The organism is Streptomyces sp. M2CJ-2 (assembly GCF_016757295.1).
In the GTDB taxonomy this organism is placed as follows: domain Bacteria; phylum Actinomycetota; class Actinomycetes; order Streptomycetales; family Streptomycetaceae; genus Streptomyces.
On the sequence record NZ_JAESIF010000014.1, the window covers coordinates 67,128 to 82,911 of the forward strand.

General features: G+C 71.0%; 15 protein-coding genes. 5 read left to right on the forward strand and 10 right to left on the reverse strand.

Translation table 11 applies throughout. The features are described 5' to 3' along the window. Nucleotides 1-158 precede the first annotated feature (158 nt). Both JL475_RS14035 and JL475_RS14040 read left to right on the forward strand, forming a co-directional pair. The gene (locus JL475_RS14035; protein ID WP_202277930.1) at nt 159-1,619 is read left to right on the forward strand and encodes a zinc-dependent metalloprotease; all 1,461 of its coding nucleotides are present in this window, start codon (nt 159-161) and stop codon (nt 1,617-1,619) included. Then, a complete protein-coding gene (locus JL475_RS14040) occupies nt 1,616-2,143 on the forward strand; it encodes an NUDIX hydrolase (RefSeq protein WP_202277931.1) in 528 nt (175 codons plus the stop codon). The genes JL475_RS14035 and JL475_RS14040 overlap by 4 nt, the downstream gene beginning before the upstream one ends. Before the next feature lie 61 nt (nt 2,144-2,204). On the opposite strand, the gene JL475_RS14045 is transcribed toward JL475_RS14040, so the two are convergent. The 4 genes from JL475_RS14045 to JL475_RS14060 form a co-directional block, all read right to left on the reverse strand. Beyond that, complete coding sequence (locus tag JL475_RS14045; protein ID WP_202277932.1) at nt 2,205-2,960, reverse strand: AIM24 family protein; 756 nt, start codon at nt 2,958-2,960, stop codon at nt 2,205-2,207. A gap of 17 nt (nt 2,961-2,977) precedes the next feature. Then, a complete protein-coding gene (locus JL475_RS14050) occupies nt 2,978-3,658 on the reverse strand; it encodes an AIM24 family protein (RefSeq protein ID WP_109376910.1) in 681 nt (226 codons plus the stop codon). Between the two features lie 11 nt (nt 3,659-3,669). Continuing rightward, entirely contained in the window at nt 3,670-5,346 is a 1,677-nt protein-coding gene (locus JL475_RS14055; RefSeq protein WP_202277933.1) for a TerD family protein, read from the reverse strand. 109 nt (nt 5,347-5,455) lie between these two features. Beyond that, nucleotides 5,456-6,079 (reverse strand): M48 family metallopeptidase, encoded by a 624-nt coding sequence (locus JL475_RS14060; RefSeq protein ID WP_202277934.1) that lies wholly within the window; start codon nt 6,077-6,079, stop codon nt 5,456-5,458. Between the two features lie 241 nt (nt 6,080-6,320). Here JL475_RS14060 and JL475_RS14065 point away from each other — a divergent pair, with 241 nt between their 5' ends. Together JL475_RS14065 and JL475_RS14070 are read left to right on the forward strand one after the other, a co-directional pair. Next, nucleotides 6,321-7,547 carry a ThiF family adenylyltransferase gene (locus JL475_RS14065; RefSeq protein WP_202277935.1) on the forward strand — a complete coding sequence of 409 codons (1,227 nt, stop codon included), beginning with the start codon at nt 6,321-6,323 and terminating at the stop codon, nt 7,545-7,547. Next, nucleotides 7,540-8,994, forward strand: coding sequence for an AarF/ABC1/UbiB kinase family protein (locus JL475_RS14070; RefSeq protein WP_202277936.1), 1,455 nt, complete (start codon nt 7,540-7,542; stop codon nt 8,992-8,994). Before JL475_RS14065 ends, JL475_RS14070 begins: the two co-directional genes overlap by 8 nt. Before the next feature lie 154 nt (nt 8,995-9,148). On the opposite strand, the gene JL475_RS14075 is transcribed toward JL475_RS14070, so the two are convergent. The 4 genes from JL475_RS14075 to JL475_RS14090 form a co-directional block, all read right to left on the reverse strand. Continuing rightward, nucleotides 9,149-9,472, reverse strand: a complete 324-nt coding sequence (locus JL475_RS14075; RefSeq protein WP_202277937.1) for a hypothetical protein — start codon at nt 9,470-9,472, stop codon at nt 9,149-9,151. Further along, entirely contained in the window at nt 9,469-9,837 is a 369-nt protein-coding gene (locus tag JL475_RS14080) for a WhiB family transcriptional regulator (RefSeq protein WP_202277938.1), read from the reverse strand. Before JL475_RS14080 ends, JL475_RS14075 begins: the two co-directional genes overlap by 4 nt. 171 nt (nt 9,838-10,008) lie before the next feature. After that, a complete protein-coding gene (locus JL475_RS14085) occupies nt 10,009-10,326 on the reverse strand; it encodes a hypothetical protein (protein WP_202277939.1) in 318 nt (105 codons plus the stop codon). A gap of 165 nt (nt 10,327-10,491) precedes the next feature. After that, on the reverse strand, nt 10,492-12,702 hold the full coding sequence (locus tag JL475_RS14090; protein ID WP_202277940.1) for an ATP-dependent DNA helicase UvrD2: 2,211 nt from the start codon (nt 12,700-12,702) through the stop codon (nt 10,492-10,494). A 255-nt stretch (nt 12,703-12,957) separates the two neighbouring features. Between JL475_RS14090 and JL475_RS14095 the strand changes: the two genes are divergently transcribed. Further along, the gene (locus JL475_RS14095; protein WP_109376902.1) at nt 12,958-13,200 is read left to right on the forward strand and encodes a mycoredoxin; all 243 of its coding nucleotides are present in this window, start codon (nt 12,958-12,960) and stop codon (nt 13,198-13,200) included. 66 nt (nt 13,201-13,266) lie between these two features. On the opposite strand, the gene nudC is transcribed toward JL475_RS14095, so the two are convergent. Continuing rightward, nucleotides 13,267-14,223 (reverse strand): NAD(+) diphosphatase, encoded by a 957-nt coding sequence (gene nudC, locus JL475_RS14100; RefSeq protein ID WP_202277941.1) that lies wholly within the window; start codon nt 14,221-14,223, stop codon nt 13,267-13,269. Between the two features lie 146 nt (nt 14,224-14,369). Then, nucleotides 14,370-15,782 (reverse strand): dipeptidase, encoded by a 1,413-nt coding sequence (locus JL475_RS14105; RefSeq protein ID WP_202277942.1) that lies wholly within the window; start codon nt 15,780-15,782, stop codon nt 14,370-14,372. Nucleotides 15,783-15,784 lie beyond the last annotated feature (2 nt).

The following is a 15,784-nucleotide window of genomic DNA, read 5'->3' on the forward strand; positions in this document are numbered from 1 at the left end:
CATGCGAAGCATGTGTACCAGGTGGCATCCATCCTGCCGCAGGCCTTCTGTCGGCGAAGCATCGAGGCCCGAACCGCTTCAGGTGTCTACGCTGGGTGGTGTTGTCGGGTAACCGTGCCGCCGGAAAGAACCGGTGGCCCTATCAGCCGAGGAATCCCGTGAGTGACACCCCATTCGGATTCGGCCTTCCGCCGGAGGAGCCGGACGACGGCGACGAGGGCAAGAAGAAGGACCCGCAGAGCGGTGGTGGTCAGGACCCGGCCAACCCGTTCGGTTTCGGCATGCCCGGGGCCGGCGGCTTCGGCGGCCCCGGCGCCGACAATCCGTTCGCCGCGATGTTCGGTTCCCTGAACCCCAACGACCTGGGCGCAGCGTTCCAGCAGCTCGGACAGATGCTCTCCTACGAGGGCGGTCCGGTGAACTGGGACATGGCCAAGCAGATCGCCCGCCAGACGGTCTCCCAGGGCACCTCGGACGGCACGAAGGACGCCAGCGTCGGCCCCGCCGAGCGCAGGGCCGTCGACGACGCCGTCCGCCTGGCCGACCTGTGGCTGGACGACGCCACCTCGCTGCCGTCCGGCGCGGCCTCCTCGGTGGCGTGGAGCCGCGCGGAGTGGGTCGAGGCGACCCTGCCGGCGTGGCGGGAGCTCGTCGACCCGGTCGCCGAGCGCGTCGGGGCCGCCATGGGCGACGTGCTGCCGGAGGAGATGCAGGCCATGGCGGGCCCGCTGATCGGCATGATGCGCTCGATGGGCGGTGCCATGTTCGGCACGCAGATCGGCCAGGCCGTCGGCGTACTGGCCGGTGAGGTCGTCGGCTCCTCCGACATCGGCCTGCCGCTCGGCCCGGCCGGCAAGGCCGCGCTGCTGCCGGTGAACATCGCGGCGTTCGGCAAGGACCTGGGCGTCCCGCAGGAGGAGGTGCGGCTGTACCTCGCCCTGCGCGAGGCCGCCCACCAGCGCCTGTTCACTCACGTGCCGTGGCTGCGCTCGCACCTGTTCGGCGCGGTCGACGGCTACGCGCGCGGCATCAAGGTCGACACCGCCAAGCTGGAGGACGTCGTCGGCCAGTTCGACCCGCAGAACCCGGAGCAGCTTCAGGAGGCTCTCCAGCAGGGCATGTTCCAGCCGGAGGACACCCCTCAGCAGAAGGTCGCCCTGGCCCGTCTCGAGACGGCGCTGGCCCTCGTCGAGGGCTGGGTGGACGCCGTGGTGCACGCGGCGGCGAAGCCCCGGCTGTCGTCCGCGGACGCGCTGCGCGAGACGCTGCGCCGCCGTCGCGCCTCGGGCGGCCCCGCGGAGCAGACGTTCGCCACGCTGATCGGTCTGGAGCTGCGCCCGCGCCGGCTGCGCGACGCCTCTCGCCTGTGGGCCTCGCTCACCGACGCGCGCGGGGTCGACGGCCGGGACGCCCTGTGGGCCCACCCGGACATGCTGCCGACGGCCACCGACCTGGACGATCCGGACGGTTTTGTGCACCGCGAGCAGATCGATTTCTCCGAGCTGGACAAGATGCTCGGCGAGGCGGCCGGCAAGCCCGACCTCAGGAAGAAGGACGAGGACAGGAGCGGCGGCCCGGACGAGGACACCGGCAAGGACAAGGGCGACGGCACCGAGTGAGCCTGTACGACGACACGGTTCTCGTGCTCAAGGGGTACGAGAACCAGCCGGAACTCCGCCAGGCCTACCTCGACCACCTCGCCGCGCACCAGGACGGCATGTGGAAGGCCTGCGACGCCGGCCACATCACCGCGAGCGCCCTGGTCATCGATCCGGGGCGCGGCCGGGTGCTGCTGACCCTGCACCGGAAGCTGCGGATGTGGCTGCAGATGGGCGGTCACTGTGAGCCGGGTGACGCTTCGCTCGCGGCTGCGGCTCTGCGGGAGGCCACCGAGGAATCGGGCATCGCGGGGCTGACCCTCCTGGAGGGCGGTCCGGTGCGTCTGGACCGGCATGCGATCCCACCGCCCTGCCACTGGCACTTCGACGTCCAGTACGCGGCCGTGGCGTCCCCTCACGCCGCTCACGCCATCAGCGACGAGTCGCTCGACCTGCGCTGGTTTCCGTACGACGAGGTGGCGGACGTGGCCGACGCGTCGGTCGTCCGCCTGCTGGAAGCGACCCGGACGAGACTGGGCGTCTGACGCACGCGTGAGGGGCGGCCGCCCGTGGCGGCCGCCCCTCACCTCTGTCCCGGCCGACGGCTCAGCTCCAGACGTTGCCCTGGTTCTGTCCACGGGCGCCCTGCTGGCCCATGCCGTACTGGGCGGCGAGGCCGGAGCCGATCTGGGCGTTCTGCGGCGGCAGCAGCTCGCTGGGCTGGACGAGTGCGAAGCCGCTGCCCATGAAGCTGAGCTCCCACCCCTCACCGGTGCTGCCGCGGCGTCGCCACACCCCGGAGGAGTGGGTCTGGGCCTGCAGCTGCACGCGCAGCCCCGTGGACCAGGCGACGATCGCGTCGGCATCGCAGCTGACGTACTTGTCCGGCGTCACCTGCATCAGCAGCGGCATGCCGGAGGTCATCAGCGCGACCTTGCCCTGGCCGGTGATGTTGAGCTGGTACTTCCCGGAACCGGAGATGCCGTACAGGCTGTCGACGGCGATGACCTCGTGGTGCAGCGAGGAGTCCATCGCGAGCACATAGCTGCTGTCGACGGTCAGCCCCTCATGGTCCACGTCCATGACGTGGACGTGCTGGGCGAGGTTGGCGAGGTAGACCGTGCCCTGCCCGTGGCAGCGCATCAGGTCCAGTCCCTCACCGGTGCGCGCACGGCTGCGTGACTGGCCTCGGCTCTGGTACTCGGCGTCGAACTCGACGAGTCCCTGGTAGGCGATCATGCTGCCCTTGCGGGCGAGGATGTCGTCGTGCCCCTCCAGGGCGACCCGGAGCATCTGCTTGTTCTGCAGGCTCCAGCGTTCCTGGGTCTGCTGGTCGTTGTAGGCGAAAAGCGGGCTCTGCATGGTGTGGTTGCTCCCCCTCAGCCCCGGACCCGGAGACGGTCGGTGCTGTCCTCACTGGGCTGGACGACGACGATGCCCTGACCGGAGAACGCCATCTGGTAGGCCTCGCCGCTGCCGCGGCCGATCAGCGACTGCGCCCGGAAGCTGCGCTTGCCCTTCACCTTGAGGTTCGGGGACCAGGCGACCAGGGCGTCCGGGTCGACGTACGTCTCGTCCTCGCCACCGCCGCAGTCGACGACGATCGGCTTGCCCCGGGAGGTCAGTGCGACCCAGCCCTGCCCGGAGATCCTGGTGTTCCACAGGCCCTGCCCGGCGAACTTCGCCAGGCCCTTCACCCGCTCCACGCCCCACGACAGGTGGGCGTCGAAGGCAAGCAGGTTGGTGGCGTTGACGGAGATGCCGTCGCCGTTGAGGTTGATCACGACGACGTTCGCACCGTAGTCGGCGAGGTAGAGCAGGCCGTCGCCGGAGCACTTCATCAGCGGCGCGCCCTCCCCGGTCATCCAGTCCCGCGCGATCTGGCGCACGGCCGACGGGTTGGGCTCGTACTGGACGAACCCTTCGTAGGCGACCATGGACCCCACGCGTGCGAAGAGGTCGTTCCCGGTCTGCATGGCGACCTTCAGCATGTGGTTGCCGTGGTTCTCCATGCGCGCGGTGACCGGTGCGGGGGCGTAGCCCGCGAGTGGCTGGTTCATGACGGGCTCCCTCAGATCTCGTACGGCTGGACGACGATGAAGTTGCCGGGCGCTCCCCGGAACTGGAGGTTGACGCTCTCCCCGGTGTCGCCGGGGTAGGAGTTGCGGCGCATTCTCACCTGGCTGGAGACGATCACCTGGGAGGCGGCCGACCAGGCGACCACGGCGTTGCAGTCGGCGAACGTGGTGGGCGTCACCGGCAGCACCACGGGCACACCGTGCGTCTTCACGACGATGGTGCCGGTCCCCTGGAACTGCATCGTGAACAGCGCGCCACCGGGAATGCCGTGCCCCTCGATGCGGCGGACCTCGTACTGGAGGCCTTCGTCGAAGGCGAGGACGTTCTCGGCGGAGACGCACACGGCGTCGCCCTGGAGCTCGATCGGGTGCAGCATCGTGGCGTCCTCGGCGAAGAACACCTGGCCCTGGCCCGTGCAGCGCATCAACTGCATCTCCTGGCCGGTCGCGTTGCCCACGATCCGGCCGGTGAAGCCGGCACCCTTGTAGCTGAAGTCGACCTTGCCCTGGTAGAGGACCATGCTGCCCTGCCGGGCCAGCACGGGCTGCCCGCCGATGCCGAGGTCGACGCGGACGAGCTTCTTGTTCTGCTGGGTCCAGCGCTGCCCGGTGGGCGTCTCCTTGAACATCTGGAGCGCGCCGAGCACACCCGGGGTCTGCGGTGCGCCCTGGAGAGCACCCTGCGGTGTCCCGTAGGGCGCCTGTCGGCCGGACATCTGACCCGGCATCTGTCCGGGCGGCGGCTGCTGGCCGTAGCCGGGCGGCGGGGCGGGAGCCTGCGGTGCCTGCGGTGCCTGCGGCTGCGCGCCGTAGCCAGGGGGCGGCGGGGCGCTCGGAGCGGGCGGGCCGGGGGGCGGTGGCTGCTGGCCGAAGGGCGCGGGTGCCGGGGCCGGGGGCGGCACCGGGGAGCCGCCGGGCGGAGTGCTCAGGGGCGCGACGATCGTCTGCGCGGCGTGCACCGACGGCGCCGGAGCCGGGGGTGGGGGTGGGGTGGCGCCGGGGGGAGGGGCGAAGCCCTGTGCAGCGGGCTGAGGAGCCGGCGCGGGTGCGGGAGCGGGGGTGCCGGGGACGGCGAACGCGGGCGGTGCGAAGCCGGGGACGGCGCCACCCGCCTGCGGCTGCTGCGGGGCGGCGGGCTCCTCCTCCGCCACCTCACCGCCGAAGTTCTTCAGCAGCGCTTCGAGCCCGCCGTCGAAGCCCTGACCGACGGCGGCGAACCGCCACACGTCCTTGAAGTAGAAGTCACCCAGCATCACCGCCCGCTCCGTGGAGAACTCGGAGCCGTCGAAGGGGTAGCGGGCCACTTCCTCGCCGCCCGCGACGATGCGGATGTATCCGGGACCGATCTGGGACATCTGCCCGGCGCCGTCGAGCGTCGCCGTGAAGGACAGCTTCTTGATCTGCTGCGGGATCCGGTCCAGCGTCACCCGGAAAGATTCCGTGTCGCCCGCCTGCGCACCCAGGAGCTGGAGGGACTCCTCGGGGGACTTCGGCTGGTTGAAGAAGACGAAGTACCGGTCGTCCGAGAGCCGTTCGTCGGCGTCGAGACCGAAGCAGCTGATGTCGAAGGTGAGCCCGGGGCCGGAGATCTGCACGCCTACGTACAGATCCGTGCCAGCGGTGAGGTCACTGATCCTGGCCTTGTGGCCGCGTTGGAATTCCCTGGCCATGCGTACGACCGTCCCCCATCCCGAATGTGAGTGCGTCGCGCCAGGCTAACGGCAAACCCGGACAACCGACGAAGTCGGTACAGACCCGGTACACAACACGCGCGTGCCCCTACGACGTGCTCACCTCGGACGGCGTTCCCTCGTCGTGGGCACCGGGCGGGTGCGGCAGCCGCTCGGCCGCGACCACGCCCTCCAGGTAGCCCCGGGCCCGTTCCGTCTTCGGATACGCCTCCAGCAGACGCCAGAAACGGGGCCCGTGACCGGGCACCAGCAGATGCGCCAACTCGTGGCAGAGGACGTAGTCGACGACGTACTCGGGCATGCCCTGCAGCCGGTGCGACAGGCGGATGCTGCCCTCGGACGGCGTGCACGAGCCCCAGCGCGTGTTCTGGTTGGTCACCCACCGCACGGAGCGGGGCAGGGCCCGCCCGTCGAAGTACTGGGCCGACAGCCTCTCGGCCCGCTCGGCCAGTTCGGTGTGCCCGAGTGTCCGCCTGCTCTCCTGGGCGGCCAGCTTGTCGAGCATGACGTTCACCCACCGCTGCTCCTCCGCCTCGGACATCCGGGCGGGAATGAGCACGACGGTGCGATCGCCCTCGCGGTACGCGGACACCGTTCTGCGTCGGCGGGAACTCCGGCGGACCTCGATCGCGCTCGTCCGTGAGCCGTTCGTCGACTGACTCGTCGTGCTGCGCTGTGGTGGGGCGGCGCGGTGCGGTGGGTCGGCGGGCACGCCCCGACGTTACCCGCTGCCCACGGGGAAGTCCCGGCTCCGGGACGCTTCGATGTCGATCCCCCCACCATGCGCAGGATTTATAGGATCATTCTCCGCTTCTGTGGACAACTTTCCGCACAGTCCTTCAAAGCGATGCATGCTGGCATTCGTCGACCGCCCCATGAGCGGGTCGACGGTACTGATCTCCAGCGGCACTACGGCACTGCGGCAGCGATCAAGGACATACGGGGGACCCGGCATGCATCCGATGGTGAAACCCGCGCTCCGGCGCGGATGGCGCGACCTCAACACCGTGCAGTTCGGAATGACACCCGCGCACGCGTTGACCCTGGGGCCGGTGGACACGGCGACGGGCAGCTTCCTCGACCTGCTCAACGGCACCCGCGGGCTCGATCGCCTGCGCGAGGAAGGCCGGCGCATGGATCTGCCCGACGGCCATGTCGACCAGCTCGTGACCAGACTGTCGCGGGCCGGGCTCCTGGACGACTCCCGGGGCGGCGGTCCGGCCGCCGACGCCCTGCGCGAGAAGCGGGAGGTCCTCGACCGGCTGCGCCCCGATCTGGCCTCGCTGACCCTGACCACCTCCGCACCGGGCGACGCTCTCGGGCGACTCGCCGCGCGCCGCGGCGCGCGGGTGCAGGTGAGGGGCGCGGGCCGGGTGGGCGCGATGCTGGCGGCGCTGCTGTCGGGAGCCGGCGTGGGCGAGGTCGACGTGCGCGACATCGGCCGGGTCGAGCCCTGGGACGTCGCACCGGGCGGCCTGCCCGCCGAAGCCGTCGGCGACCGCAGGGACGAGGCGGCCCGCCGCGCCGTACGCCGCGCCGCACCGGACCGACCGCGGCGCCGTACCGCCCGGTCACCGTCCGAGGGGAGCGACCCCGGATTCTCCCTGGTGATCCTCGCTCCCCGGGACGATGTCGCCGTGCACGCACCCGACCCGTCGGGGGCCGAGCCCCTGGTGGCCTCCGGAACACCCCACCTCTATGCGGGCGTGGCGGAGGGAACCGGTGTCGTCGGACCGCTCGTCCTGCCCGGTGAGACGGCCTGCGCGGGCTGCCTCCAGGGAGACAGGACCGACCGGGATTCGGCCTGGCCCCGTATGGTCGCCCAGTGGCGTTCCGGGCGGCAGCGCCAGGTGGGAGCCTGTGACATGGCTCTGGCCGCGACCGTGGCCGGACTGGCCGGCGCCCACGCGCTGGCTCACCTGGACGGCCATGTTCCGTCCAGTGCCCGCACCCGTTGGGAGGTGGCCCTCCCAGGTCTGCGCTGGCATGCGCGGCCGGTTCGGGCGCGTCCCGGGTGCCCGTGCGGAGCAGCGGAGGGGGACGCGGTGAGAGGCATGTCGGAACACACCTCCGAGTACGGCCGGGCGCACGAGACAATGGCCTCGCAAGGGCCGCCGAAGGAGTCGTGCCGTATGGCGGACGCGGAGCGGCCGGCAGGGACTTGGAGGGCGCATGTCTGATCTTCCCCGGAAAGCGGTCACCCGGACCGCCAAGCTGGCCGCGCTCCCGCTCGGCTTCGCCGGGCGGGCGACCTGGGGGCTCGGCAAGCGGATCGTGGGCGAGTCCGCGGAGATCGTCGGCCGGGAGCTGCAACAGCGCACCGCGGAACAGCTGTTCAAGGTGCTCGGCGAACTCAAGGGCGGCGCGATGAAGTTCGGCCAAGCCCTGTCGGTCTTCGAGTCGGCCCTGCCGGAGGACATCGCCGGGCCCTACCGCGCGGCGCTGACGAAGCTTCAGGAAGCGGCTCCGCCCATGCCGACCCGCACCGTGCACGCGGTGCTGGAGGAACGGCTCGGCGAGGACTGGCACGACCTGTTTCTCGAGTTCGAGGACAAGCCGGCCGCCGCGGCCTCGATCGGCCAGGTGCACCGGGGGGTGTGGCACGACGGCCGCGAGGTGGCGGTCAAGGTCCAGTACCCGGGCGCCGGCGAGGCCCTGCTGTCCGACCTGAACCAGCTGAGCCGGTTCGCCCGCCTGCTCGGCCCGCTCATCCCCGGCATGGACGTCAAGCCGCTTATCACGGAGCTGAGGGACCGGGTCTCGGAGGAGCTGGACTACGCCCTGGAGGCCCGGGCCCAGCAGGCCCACGCCGAGGAGTTCGCGGACGACCCCGACGTCGTCGTACCGGCAGTGGTCCACCAGGGCGAGCAGGTGCTGGTCACCGAGTGGATGGACGGCGTCCCACTGTCGGAGATCATTTCGGACGGCACGGAAGAGCAGCGCGACCGGGCCGGTCAGCTCCTGGCCCGCTTCCTGTTCTCCGGTCCGGCCCGCACCGGGCTGCTGCACGCCGATCCGCATCCGGGCAACTTCCGTCTGCTGCCCGGCGGTCCGGACGGCGAGGACGACTGGCGTCTCGGCGTACTGGACTTCGGCACGGTCGACCGTCTCCCGGGCGGGCTGCCCCACCCCATCGGCGAGGCCCTGCGGATGACTCTGGACGGCGAGGCGGAGGCCGTCTACCGGATGCTGTGCGCGGAGGGTTTCGTCAGGGAGACCATCGAGCTGGATCCCGACGCGGTCCTCGAGTACCTCCTGCCGATCATCGAACCGGCGCGTGTCGAGGCGTTCACCTTCACCCGCAGCTGGATGCGCGGCCAGGCCGCACGCATCGGCGATCCCCGCTCCCCGGCCTACCAACTGGCCAAGCAGCTCAACCTCCCTCCGGCGTATCTGCTGATACACCGGGTGACTCTGAGCACGATCGGTGTGCTGTGCCAGCTGGGCGGGACGGTACGACTCCGCGACGAACTGCAGGAGTGGCTGCCGGGATTCCTCCCGGAGGGACCAGAGCCGGAGGAACCGGGCCTGGAGGAACTGGAGCTGGACGCGGAGAAGGAAGAAAACGCGGCGGAAGCGGAAGGCGCGGGGGCCCCGGCGGAGGAGAAGTCGGCAGCTCAGGCGTGAGACACGCGGGCCGCGCCCGCCGTCGTGTCCCGCTCGGTGCAACGCACCGCGGGGGCCGGTCCGTTCGGCACGGACCGGCCCCCGCGGTGGAGAGAGACCGCCGGGTCGGCCGGATCGGGAGAACCGGCTGACCAGCAGAATCGCTACTGCACGGCTACTGCATGACGGCCATGGCGAGCGCGCGGCGGGCGCGCCGGGAGGCACGCTCGGCGCGGCGCTGCATCCGGCGAGCGGTCACCAGGCGTACGGCCTGGCGCTCCCGTTCGGCCTCGTGCAGTCGCTCGTGCATATGCGCACGGGCCAGGGCTTCTGGGATGAGTTGCATCTCACGGGTCCTGTTCTGGCGCGAGTCGTTCGCGCCGCTGGTGGTGAAGTCTTCGGTCGCGGAGCCTGCGGGCTCGTCGGCGGTCGGCATCATCGGGGCCTGCTTCTGCGGGTCGTGCGTGAGGGGATGGTCGATCGTTCCTGGGGCGTTCATGCCGTGACCGGGTTCTTGCGCGGACGGCCACGCGGCCGCTTCCGGGCGACGACGACACCCTGGACGAACAGCTCCCCGCCCCAGACGCCCCACGGCTCACGCCGTTCCTTGGCACCGGCGAGGCAGGCCTCCATCAGCGGGCAGGTACGGCAGAGGGACTTGGCGTACTCCACGTCCGCCGGCGACTCGGCGAAGAAGACCTCCGGGTCGTAGGAACGGCACGGGACGGGTACGCCGAGGTTCTCGATGGCGTCGTCGAGCGCGGTAAGCGCGGTGAGCGGAGTCAAGGTCGGGTCCTCCGTGGAGCCAGGCTTGGGGATCGTTTCGGAAGGCGGTACGGACGGGGCGTGCGCTTCGAGTTGCACGGTTCGTCTTCCTCGTCTGTTCGTTCCGGCCGGTGGGCCGGGTGGCGGCTGGTACCGGGTTCTTGTCTTGTCCCGAGGCGCTTCGGTCCGTCGTCCCCGTTCGGGGACAAACAGAAGGGCCGCGGATCCCGGATGGGGTTCCGCGGCCCTGAAGGCGCCGGCCTGATCGAATCAGGCTGGATGACTCCAGGGTTCTGGCCCACGGAAGGCCCACATCAGGTGGTGCTGCGTCGTCGTCTGCTTCCGGAATCCGGCACCGGCCGCCGCAAAGGCATAGGTCTGCGCCTGTGCCTCTACCGCTTCCAGTGCCTTGATCGGTCGCTCATCGCGCTCACGGAGGGCAAGGCCCGCGGGAGCAACGAAGGACGCCGGACGTGCGGCAGGGATGCCGGACAGACCAGTGCCCTGATTCGAGACGCCGAGCATGCACAGGGAGACGGCCGAGCGATCGGTCATTTTGACGACGGAGCTGGTGTTGATGCTGATCACAGGACTCGCCTCCTCTCGGCGTATCAGGGGACCGGGGTCAACCGGTCCGGCGAATATGCAAGTACAACACGGACCCAGGGCCTGTGAGAAGGCCGCCGTTCCCGTGCCTAAGAACCTATGGGGCTTCCCGGGGCATGCGCAAACTATTTTCTCGACGAGTTGGAATCAGTCCTGATCCTTGCCATGCGCCCCGTCCTCGCCTGCGCATATGGCCAGTACGTCGGCTCCGTAGCGCCCCAGCTTGCGCATCCCCACCCCGGGGATGCGGGCGAGCCCCGCCGCGTCCTCGGGGACCGCCTCGGCGATGGCCATCAGCGTCTTGTCCGTGAAGACGCAGAAGGCCGGCTGTCCGCTGCGCCGCGCCTGCTCGCCGCGCCAGTCGTGCAGTCGCTCGTAGAGGCCCTCGTCCATGTCCGAGGGGCAGTCCTCACAGCGCATCAGCTTCATCTCGCCCGCGTCCGTCAGGGTGCGGCCGCAGACCCGGCACCGGGCAGGGCTGCGCTGCCCGCGTCGGGGGCCCGACGCCGCGAAGGGGGACGCGGCCGCCCCGGACACACCACGCTCCACACCTCCCGCTCCCCCCGCACCGCCCCGGCCGACCGCGGCCGCCGAGCCGGAACGCACCCCGTCGAGGAAACGGCTGGCCCGGCGGTTCGCCCTCCCGCCGGGCGAACGGGAGAGCGCCCAGGAGACATGGAGACGCTCGCGCGCCCGGGTGACACCGACATAGAGGAGCCGACGCTCCTCCTCGATCTGCTCGTCGGTCTTTGCGTAGGTGATCGGCATCATCCCCTCGGCGACACCGACCAGGAAGACGACGTCCCACTCGAGGCCCTTGGCCGAGTGCAGCGAGGCGAGCGTGACGCCCTCCACGGTCGGGGCGTGCTGGGCACCGGCCCGCTCGTCGAGCTCGGAGACGAGATCGGCGAGGGTCGCACCCGGTCTCGCGGCGGCGAAGTCCTGGGCGAGGTTCACCAGAGCGGCCAACGACTCCCAGCGCTCCCGCACCGCACCCGAGCCCGTCGGCGGCTGGGCCGTCCAGCCCTGGCCGGACAGCACGGCACGCACCTGGGAGGGCAGGTCGACGACATCGTCGAGGAGACTGTCGTTACCGCCGAAACGGGCCGCCCCACGCAGGGCGACACCCGCCTTGCGCACCTCCGGACGGTCGAAGAAACGCTCGGCACCACGCAGCTGGTACGGCACCGCGGCGTCCGCGAAGGCCTGCTCGTAGGCCTCGGACTGGGAGTTCGTGCGGAACAGCACGGCGATCCCACTGGCCCGGACACCCGCGTCGATCAGTTCGCGGATCCGGCGCGCGGTGCCCTCGGCCTCAGCGGGTTCGTCGGGGTACTCGGCGAAGACCGGCTCGGGTCCCGGACCGCGCTGGGAGACCAGTTCCAGCCGGTGGTCGGCGGCACGGCCACGCGCCTGGGCGAGCAGACCGTTGGCGAGGTGGACGACCTGGGGGGTGGAACGGTAGTCACGGACCAGTTTCACGACGGTGGCACCGGGATGCCTGGTGCGGAAGTCGAGCAGGTGGTCGGGCGTTGCGCCCGTGAACGAGTAGATCGTCTGACTGGCGTCACCGACCACGCACAGGTTCTCCCGGTCGCCGAGCCAGAGCTCCAGCAGCCGCTGCTGGAGCGGGCTGACGTCTTGGTACTCGTCGACGACGAAGTGCTGGTACTGGGCGCGGACCTGTTCGGCGATGTCCCGCCGGTCCTGCAGGACGGCCACGGTGAGCAGCAGCACGTCCTCGAAGTCGATGACCCCGCGTTCCCGCTTGAGGTCCTCGTAGGCGGCGTAGAGCTGCGCGATCTCGGCGGGGTCGCGGGGCGCCTCACGCGCGGCCTTGGCCGCGGCGGGCGGGTAGTCGGCGGGGACGGTCTGGGTGACCTTGGACCACTCGATCTCGGCGGTGACGTCCCGCAGCTCGCCCCGGTCGAGGCGGATGCGGCAGGCGGCGGCCGCGTCGGCGACGAGCTGGATCTTCCGGTCGACCAGCCGGGGCAGGGAACCACCGACCGCTTTCGGCCAGAAGTACTGGAGCTGGCGGAGCGCCGCCGAGTGGAAGGTGCGGGCCTGGACCCCGGCGGCACCGAGCTGGCGCAGCCGGCCACGCATCTCCCCGGCGGCGCGGTTGGTGAAGGTGACGGCGAGCACGCTGGAGGGCTGGAGGATGCCGGCGCGCACCCCGTAGGCGATCCGGTGGGTGATCGCCCTGGTCTTGCCGGTACCGGCGCCCGCCAGTACACACACCGGGCCGTGCAGGGCGGTGGCCACCTCGCGCTGCTCGGGGTCGAGCCCTTCGAGCACCGCGTCGGCCGAGTCCGGTACCCGCGGGAAGAGAGGGGAGGGCGTTGCTGCTGTCACACCGCCATGCTGCCAGGTCGCCGGATACGGATGAGCCGGGTTGTCCACAGGCAGCGCCTTGCGGTCGTACTGGTACGACGGGGGTCACAGCAGGAGGACCGGGTGGACGCGGGGTGGACCGGGGTGGACCGGGGTGGACCGGGGTGGACCGGGGTGGACGCGGGACGGGCCCCGCCGCAGGGGAATGCCTGCGCTTTCAAGTACGTTCCTCCCACATCGAGGACTTCCCCGAGCAGCCGAAGGAGCACGAGAGACATGCCGGGCACTGTGACGATGTACAGCACCACGTGGTGCGGTTACTGCCGCCGCCTGAAGGGCCAGATGGACCGCGAGGGCATCGCGTACACCGAGATCAACATCGAGCAGGACCCGGACTCGGCCGCCTTCGTGGAGAAGGCGAACGGCGGAAATCAGACCGTTCCGACTGTGCTCTTCCCGGACGGGTCGACGCTCACCAACCCGTCGTTGGCGCAGGTGAAGCAGAAGGTCGGCGGCTGAGCGAGCGGTTCACCGGAAGCGGGGTGGGCGTCCCTGGTCGAGGGAAGCCCACCCCGCTTCCGTGTGTCAGAAGACGCTGCGGGTCGGGAGGGGCTTGCCGTACCAGCGCTCGATCAGGCGGGCCGCGATCGAGATGCCGTAGGGCGGGAGCACCTCGCCGGACTCGAAGGCGGCGTCCAGTTCCTCCCGGGAGAACCAGCGGGCCTCGTGGATCTCGTCGCCGTCGACGGTGATGTCGGTCGAGGTGGCACGGGCGAAGAAGCCCAGCATGAGGCTGGAGGGGAACGGCCAGGGCTGGCTGGCGATGTACTCGACCTCGCCGACGCTGATGCCGACCTCCTCGTGGACCTCGCGGCGCACCGACTGCTCGATGGCCTCGCCCGGCTCGACGAATCCGGCGAGTGTCGAGAAGCGGCCCTCGGGCCAGTGGACCTGGCGGCCGAGCAGGATGCGGTCGTGCTGGTCGACGACGGCCATGATCACGGCGGGGTCGGTGCGCGGATAGTGCTCGGCGCCGCAGGCGGGGCAGCGGCGGATGTGGCCGGCCGCGGCGATGACGGTGCGCTCGCCGCAGCGGGAGCAGAAGCGGTGCAGGCGCTGCCAGTTCTCCAGGGCGACCGCGTGCACCATCAGGCCCGCGTCACGTGATGACAGGAACAGGCCCGCCTCGCGCAGTCCGGCCGGGCGGGCGGAGTCGTCCATGCGGCCGGGCAGGGAGTCCTTCTGGAGGGCGAAGTAGCTGACGCCGTCCTCGTCGGTGCCGAGGAAGTAGCGGTGTGCTTCGGTGAGCGGCGCCTCGAAGGAGGGTGTCATGACGAGTTCGGTGCTGCCGTCCGCCGTCTCGTCGATGAGGACCTGGCCGCCGGAAACCACGAAGCAGCGCGTCGAGGGGTGGCTCCAGGCCGCCGCGAGCCATGCTTCGTCGAGCCGGTGGTGGGCGGCGCGGTTGATGCCGCTCGGGGCGGTGAGCGAGACGGGGCGGTCGGCGATGTGGTCGGTCCTGGTGGTCACGGGTGCTTCCAACTCCCCCGGTGAAACGGATTGGGTCGGCGGTTGGTTCGGCGGGACGTACGGCGGGAGGCGACCGGTTCCGGCGGCACGCCCGGCGACAGGGGTGCTTCCAGTGTGCCCCGTCGCGGACGCCCCGGGGCCGGACGGTCCCGGGGCGTTCAGGGCACGTGCCGCCAGTGCTCGGCGAGGTCGCCCCAGAGGTGTGCGGTGGTCTCGACGCCCTTGAGGAGGAGGTCCAGTTCGACCTTCTCGTTGGGGGCGTGCCATCCGTCGGACGGGATGGAGATGCCGAGGAAGAGCACCGGTGCGCCGAGGACGTCCTGGAGGTCGGCGGCCGGTCCGGAACCGCCTTCGCGGGTGAAGCGGACGGGTTTGCCGAAGGCGCGGCCCATGGCACGGGCCACGGCCTCGAGGGCGGGGTGGTCGAGCGGGGTCAGGCACGGGCGGGTGGCGGGGCGGAAGGTGATCTCGCAGCGGATGCCCTCGGGGATCTGCCCCGCCGTCCAGTCGCGGACGGCTTTCTCGATGTGGCCGGGGTCCTGGCCGGCGACCAGCCGGAAGGACAGTTTGACCATCGCCGAGGACGGGATGATCGTCTTGCTGCCGGGGCCCTGGTAACCGCCGCCGATGCCGTTGACCTCGGCGGTGGGGCGGGCCCAGACGCGTTCCAGGGTGCTGTATCCGGCCTCGCCGCGGGTGCCGTGCGAGGTGGCGGTGCGCAGCCACTCCCGCTCGTCGAAGGGGAGCTCCGCGAAGAGCTCGCGTTCGCGGTCGGTGAGCTCGACGACGCCGTCGTAGAAGCCGGGGATCGCCACGCGCGCGTGTTCGTCGTGCAGGGCGGCGACCAGGCGGGCGACAGCGGTGGCCGGGTTGGGCACCGCGCCGCCGAAGGAACCGGAGTGGATGTCCTGGTCCGGGCCGTGCAGCCGGATCTCGCACTCGGCGAGGCCGCGCATGCCGGTGCACACGGTGGGGGTGTCCGCGGACCACATGCCGGTGTCGGAGACGATCACCGCGTCGGCGGCGAGCCGGTCTGCGTGCTGCTCGACGAGTGCCCGGAAGTGGGGCGAGCCGGATTCCTCCTCGCCCTCGATCAGCAGCTTCAGGTTCACGGCGGGGGTGGTGCGACCGGTCGTGGCGAGGTGGGTCCGCACACCGAGGGTGTGGAAGAACACCTGGCCCTTGTCGTCGGCCGCCCCGCGCGCGTAGAGGCGGTCGTCCCGTACGACGGGTTCGAAGGGCTCGCTGTGCCAGCCGTCCTCGCGGGCGGCGGGCTGCACGTCGTGGTGGCCGTAGACCAGCACAGTGGGTGCCCCGGGGTCGGCCGAGGGCCATTCGGCGTAGACGGCGGGGGCGCCCGGGGTGGGCCAGACCTCGGCGGTCGGGAAGCCGGTCTCGGTGAGTTTGGCGGCGAGCCAGTCGGCGCTGCGGCGCACGTCGGGTGCGTGATCGGGCTGGGCCGACACCGAGGGGATGCGCAGCCACTCGACTAGGTCGTCGAGGAAGGCGGCGCGGTGCTGCTCAATGTACGTACGGACGGCGCTGACGGCACTGTCAACGGGCTGGCTCATGG

What these genes read in the sequence shown, in the direction of transcription:
- JL475_RS14070 (WP_202277936.1), top strand. Translation starts at nt 7,540, where the DNA reads ATGTCTGATCTTCCCCGGAAAGCGGTCACCCGGACCGCCAAGCTGGCC.
- JL475_RS14105 (WP_202277942.1), bottom strand. Translation starts at nt 15,782, where the DNA reads ATGAGCCAGCCCGTTGACAGTGCCGTCAGCGCCGTCCGTACGTACATT.
- JL475_RS14075 (WP_202277937.1), bottom strand. Translation starts at nt 9,472, where the DNA reads ATGAACGCCCCAGGAACGATCGACCATCCCCTCACGCACGACCCGCAG.
- JL475_RS14055 (WP_202277933.1), bottom strand. Translation starts at nt 5,346, where the DNA reads ATGGCCAGGGAATTCCAACGCGGCCACAAGGCCAGGATCAGTGACCTC.
- JL475_RS14050 (WP_109376910.1), bottom strand. Translation starts at nt 3,658, where the DNA reads ATGAACCAGCCACTCGCGGGCTACGCCCCCGCACCGGTCACCGCGCGC.
- JL475_RS14065 (WP_202277935.1), top strand. Translation starts at nt 6,321, where the DNA reads ATGCATCCGATGGTGAAACCCGCGCTCCGGCGCGGATGGCGCGACCTC.
- JL475_RS14095 (WP_109376902.1), top strand. Translation starts at nt 12,958, where the DNA reads ATGCCGGGCACTGTGACGATGTACAGCACCACGTGGTGCGGTTACTGC.
- JL475_RS14045 (WP_202277932.1), bottom strand. Translation starts at nt 2,960, where the DNA reads ATGCAGAGCCCGCTTTTCGCCTACAACGACCAGCAGACCCAGGAACGC.